This window comes from Microvirga sp. GN3 (assembly GCF_055792825.1).
In genome coordinates this window covers 1-4,599 of sequence record NZ_JBVVAK010000297.1, presented here as the reverse complement: position 1 = coordinate 4,599, position 4,599 = coordinate 1, and the positions used below count along the sequence as shown (strand labels likewise).

The 4,599-nt window shown below is 57.7% G+C and carries 6 protein-coding genes and 1 pseudogene; 4 read left to right on the top strand and 3 right to left on the bottom strand.

All coding sequences use genetic code 11. From position 1 onward, the window contains the following. Positions 1–157 (top strand): annotated as a pseudogene (locus ACS5Q1_RS46720) (PQQ-dependent sugar dehydrogenase); the annotation flags it as partial. Positions 158–368: 211 nt separating this feature from the next. Here the strand turns inward: ACS5Q1_RS46720 and ACS5Q1_RS46715 are convergent. Together ACS5Q1_RS46715 and ACS5Q1_RS46710 are read right to left on the bottom strand one after the other, a co-directional pair. Further along, the gene (locus tag ACS5Q1_RS46715) at positions 369–989 is read right to left on the bottom strand and encodes an ImmA/IrrE family metallo-endopeptidase (RefSeq protein WP_473104595.1); all 621 of its coding nucleotides are present in this window, start codon (positions 987–989) and stop codon (positions 369–371) included. Between the two features lie 400 nt (positions 990–1,389). Next, on the bottom strand, positions 1,390–1,557 hold the full coding sequence (locus ACS5Q1_RS46710; RefSeq protein ID WP_473104594.1) for a hypothetical protein: 168 nt from the start codon (positions 1,555–1,557) through the stop codon (positions 1,390–1,392). 257 nt (positions 1,558–1,814) lie between these two features. Here ACS5Q1_RS46710 and ACS5Q1_RS46705 point away from each other — a divergent pair, with 257 nt between their 5' ends. The 3 genes from ACS5Q1_RS46705 to ACS5Q1_RS46695 all read left to right on the top strand — a co-directional run bounded on the left by ACS5Q1_RS46705 (position 1,815) and on the right by ACS5Q1_RS46695 (position 3,475). After that, on the top strand, positions 1,815–1,997 hold the full coding sequence (locus ACS5Q1_RS46705; RefSeq protein ID WP_473104593.1) for a hypothetical protein: 183 nt from the start codon (positions 1,815–1,817) through the stop codon (positions 1,995–1,997). Between the two features lie 546 nt (positions 1,998–2,543). Beyond that, a complete protein-coding gene (locus ACS5Q1_RS46700; protein ID WP_473104592.1) occupies positions 2,544–3,149 on the top strand; it encodes a hypothetical protein in 606 nt (201 codons plus the stop codon). A gap of 92 nt (positions 3,150–3,241) precedes the next feature. Continuing rightward, positions 3,242–3,475 carry a hypothetical protein gene (locus ACS5Q1_RS46695; RefSeq protein WP_473104591.1) on the top strand — a complete coding sequence of 78 codons (234 nt, stop codon included), beginning with the start codon at positions 3,242–3,244 and terminating at the stop codon, positions 3,473–3,475. 661 nt (positions 3,476–4,136) lie between these two features. On the opposite strand, the gene ACS5Q1_RS46690 is transcribed toward ACS5Q1_RS46695, so the two are convergent. Then, on the bottom strand, positions 4,137–4,599 hold a 463-nt coding region (locus tag ACS5Q1_RS46690), incomplete at its 5' end, for an SOS response-associated peptidase family protein (protein WP_473104590.1).

Genomic DNA, 4,599 nt, shown 5'->3' with positions numbered 1-4,599 from the left:
CCAGGTCGTGCGGCTGCGTGTGGGCAGCGGCCGCTCCGGCAACGGGCAGCGCTTTCTGAGCAGGGTTGGACGTCCGGTTGACGTCAAGGAACTGCCGGATGGATCGATTGTCGTCTCTGATGACGCGGGCGGTCGAATCTGGCGCATCAGTCGCTGATCCAGCCGCAAGCACGCGGGATACGGCGGAGGCATCGACAGCGTTTGGAGAAGTCCCCGCTGCCACAGACGTTTTGTCAAAATCATTGTTCAATGAAATCGGGTGTGTAGGCGCAAAGTTAAAATGTTCTGAGACGCTTGCCAAGCGGCACGGGATCGATCCGGGTGTGGAGATGATCCCGCATCAATTTATTCGCCAACGTCAGAGGTCCCTAATTCAACTCTGTCCGCAGCTTCGCGCCCCGACTCTGAGCTTCCTTCAGGTAATCGACCACGACAGATGGTAGCTCGCGCCGGTGCCCGGAGGCCCGTCGCTGGAACGCATCAAACTCGCCCTTGCGGATCATAGCCGCCTCAAAACTCAGCCCAAAAAGGTCCACAATGTCTTCAACCGTATCAGTCGAACTGAGGAGATAGTTGGGAGCCAAGAACATCGCAGCAAAACGTCTAGCCTCACTCTCCTCTTTCTTGGCTTCTAACAAAGATCTTCCAGCTGTCGTTTGGGTCGTGCTCCTGGTGCGAACACCCGAGTGCCGCATGGCGAAGTGCCCGATCTCATTGGCAATAGTCATTCGGGCTCTCGGCTCACCCCTCTGCATGGCACCGACGACACTCTCACGCATCCGCAGGACGCCCTTTCGGGCGTCCCATTGCGCCTCGGCATCGGGCATCTCGGCGTCTGGTACCCGCTGATAGTTGAAGTGCCGAAAGCTGGTTCTAAGCTTCTGGATCACAGCCATCATGTCAGGGCGGCTTTGGTTCTGAAGGCCGAGTTCCCGTCGGAGAACCTTCACGCGTTGCTCAATCTCTTCATCGGTGACATGCCGCAACATATCGGGCCTCGGGATCATAGAGACTACTAAATATAGAATATAGCGTAGTATTTGGGTTTGCAATCCCTCGCACGGGATCACGGTCGGAAGCGCAGCCCTCAAGTCCGGGAAGCAGTTCTGGCGCTTAAGCCGGGCGAATGTGTTTGCGGTGTTCTCCGAGACCTCACGGCGCTGAGCGAATCTGCTCACTTAGTATAGATGTTCGATCCTACCATTGCGTGCGCGCCATGTTCCGGCCCGCATTGATGCGGCTCTTCGGAAGGCGGCCAGCAAGTCCGATGATTGAGCAGACCGTCATCGAGAAGCCGTGCGCGACGAGATGCTGTGTCGTTAGGCAGCGTTCACCGGAATTCCATCAAGCCATAATCGATGGACGTGGAGGCAAGTTCTGCCAAACGAGCTACCCACGCGAATGGAACATCTCATCCGCCCAGAGATCATAGGCGTGCTGAATGGTAAGGTAGGTCTCGTAGGCCCGGTCGTACCGACGGGCTGCCAGAAAGCGCTCCCGCAGGGCATGCAGGTGCTCGAGCCGATGCGTCCACTGGGTGTGCCGCTCGTGTGACATGATCCCCATCAGTCATTGGGATATCCGAACCCGAGTTTAGACCGCTTCCATGAATGAAGTGGAAATCAAGGGGATGATCCTGGCAGCGCACGGGGACTAACTCTCGGAAAGCGGCGCGATCGACGACATCGTTTGACCTTGGGCGGATCGGCTCCAGGAGGGTACCAAGCTCACGGATGCCGGCGATCAAGAAGAGATTAACCATGCCGGATCAATCATCCCGGCGTGCTGCCAGATGAGGCCCTTGGGAGGTTCTCATGGACGATGAAGTCGAATGTATCGCCAAAGCCTTTTATGCTCTGCAAGACGACGCACGGGGGTGGGACCGAGAGCCTGAGCGATTGAAGGAAGCCTTTCGCCAAGATGCCCGCACCGCCATGGCCATGGTTGACGCTGAAATCGAAGCACGACGTCAGGCTTGCAACTGCTCAACTGTCTGATCTCAAAGCGTGGTCGCTCTCACCTTACTGATTTATGGGGGCGGGATGCGGCTTCGCTCAGACCCGGGGCTGCGGAAATGACGGCGTCCTGGTTGGCACCTCCTGAGGCGTTGTCGGCGGCACGCCCATCGGCCCTCCCGGGTTCGGGACTTCAACGGGTGGCAGAACAGGCTCTGGGCCAGGTGCCGGTGTGTCAGGCGGGAGGAGAGGGAACGTCTGGCTGTTGCGGATCTGACATCTCGCATAACCTCCTGCTCAGGTCTCACGAGGCTTCACGAAACCACTTTGGGAATCTCATCTCCGGGCGGCCAGAAGGCTCAGGCGGGAGCAGATCAGGCTCCACGTCTGGCTCTGTCTCAGGCACTGGTGTCGGAAAGTCAGGCTGGCCCTCTGCTTTGACAAGACATTAACCAAGACACCAAAAACACCCGCATCGTGGCGGCCGACGGCCTGAGCCGGTCGCTATCAGCCTCTTTGTCGCCAAAACCGCCGGCCCGAATGAGCAGCGCTGGATTTCGATCAACTTGCGTATGCGGGGAGTTATCCATGTTCCAAGACTTTGTGCCGCGCCTGTCGACCGTACACCGCAGTCTTCTTGTAGCCCTCAGCCTGTCAGCTGCCGCAGGATGGGGCTCCTATGCCATCGTGAGGCACACGTCGGCTGCGGTCGAACACCAGCTTCGTGATCAGGTCACAAGCCTGCAGGCCACTCAGACCCAGCTTGTTGTCGAGCAGACGAAGATTCAAGTCGCACTCTCCGAGATGGCGCAGCTCCGTGGAGAGCTTGCAACCGCTCGGCGAGAAATCAATCGGCTTTCTCAAGGACGTGATCAAATCCTGGCGGATCTTCCTCCGGTCAGGCCCGATGCCAAGGGTGCGAACCTCCGACCCAATAGCGCCAACCATGACGTGTCCAGGACAGGATCCATCAGGGAGAAGACCAGCACCAACCAAAAGGACAAAGCAGTCTCAGCAAAACTGCTGGAGAAGCAGCCTCGCCATCCGCAGATTGCCGCTGTCGGGATCGCCGCACCGGGTCCCCAAAAGCCAGCTGAGGGACCGCAGCGCAGCAAAGAACTGACCGTTGTCAGTGAACTGGATACAGCAGCCCTGCGCCAGCTGACGACGTCAGCGGGGACGCCGCTGCGGTAGACAACACCCCTGCGGCTCTTGCATTGGTGCCGGGGCTGAGCTGACCGGGGCCGTCGGACGGATCTGAACTTGCTATCGGAGGAGCACGAGCCATGTACAGAAGCTGCCTGACAGCGGTGATGTGTTCGCTTCCCACGATTGGCGTTGCGGCGGATGTTGTGATCCGTCTACCACAAGCCTCGTCAGTTGTGCGGAACGTCGTGACGTATGCATGCGAGGGCCTGCCGCAGATCAGGGTCGAGTACATCACTGCGGGCTCCAACGCTCTTGCCATTGTACCCGTTTCCGGGGAAGCGCTGGTGTTTGCCGGTGTGCTGTCCGGGTAAGGAGCCCGGTATGCGGCAGGTCCTTACATCTGGTGGGCGAAAGGGACCAGCGCAGACCTCTACGACCAACGGCGGGGAGACGGTGCAAAACCGATCGGCTGCCAGGAGGTCGGACGCGGCTGATCTAGGCAACTCATGCGGCCTTGCGCGCATGGTATCCTCCTGTTGGAGGTTCCTGGCACGGCACCAGCTACAGACTTCTCGTCAAAATAGTTGTTCAACACGGTTTGGGTTTGTATCGGCTTGATGACAACTGCTTGTAGAATGCCTTTTGGACAAAATCAGCCTACAGAAGAACAAGCGTCGGATTTAACCATCCTTGTGTTGACTTAAATTATGAGGTGAAAACGCAAAGTAGGTTATCAATAAGTCAATCAAGGGAAGCATGCCGATACCGAATATTTCGGGAATAGGCAGCGGAACACAAACATCATAGAACGGCGATTGGCTTCCTTGTTCCCAGAGGCGCTGCCAATAAAAAACGGCCGCCGCTCCCAGCGGCCGTCAAGTTTGCTGCTCCACCAGGAAATGGATCGATAGCAGGTGAGAATGTACCGCGTATTGAACGACAGAATCCTGAAGACCCTCTGCGGTTATATGAGGTTAGAAAGTAAGCGCCTGGGCCTCACCGCACAAGCGCGTGCCTACAGGCAGGGACTGTTCAAGCCGGCACTTTAGCTCTGTCTGACTTTTCCCCTTCTGCAACAATTTGCAGCATGTCATCGGGGAGGGGTCTCTGAAGTTTCAGGGCCTCTTCAGCCGGTGCATTCAACCAGACATCATATTCCTTGGACGTGGTCAGGATCACCGGCATCGCTTTCGGATGAACCGGCCCAACCACACCATTCGGCTCCGAGGTCAGAAATGAATAGAGCAGGTGTTCACCTTCAACAGGATCAGTCTTCGTTCCACGCCCGCCGGTCCATGGCCGCCAAATACCAGCAAACGCGGCAAGGGGGTGCTCTTCATTCAGGGCAAACCAAACGGGAGTCTTTCGTGGCTTAATGATCGTCACGGGATTCCGGTAACGGAGAGACCTGCATGGCGGAAGAAGCGGACGATCATTTCGGGGCGGCGCTTCAGCCGGCCGAACTCGCGGCGGGCGAGGCGATGCAGGTCGTCGA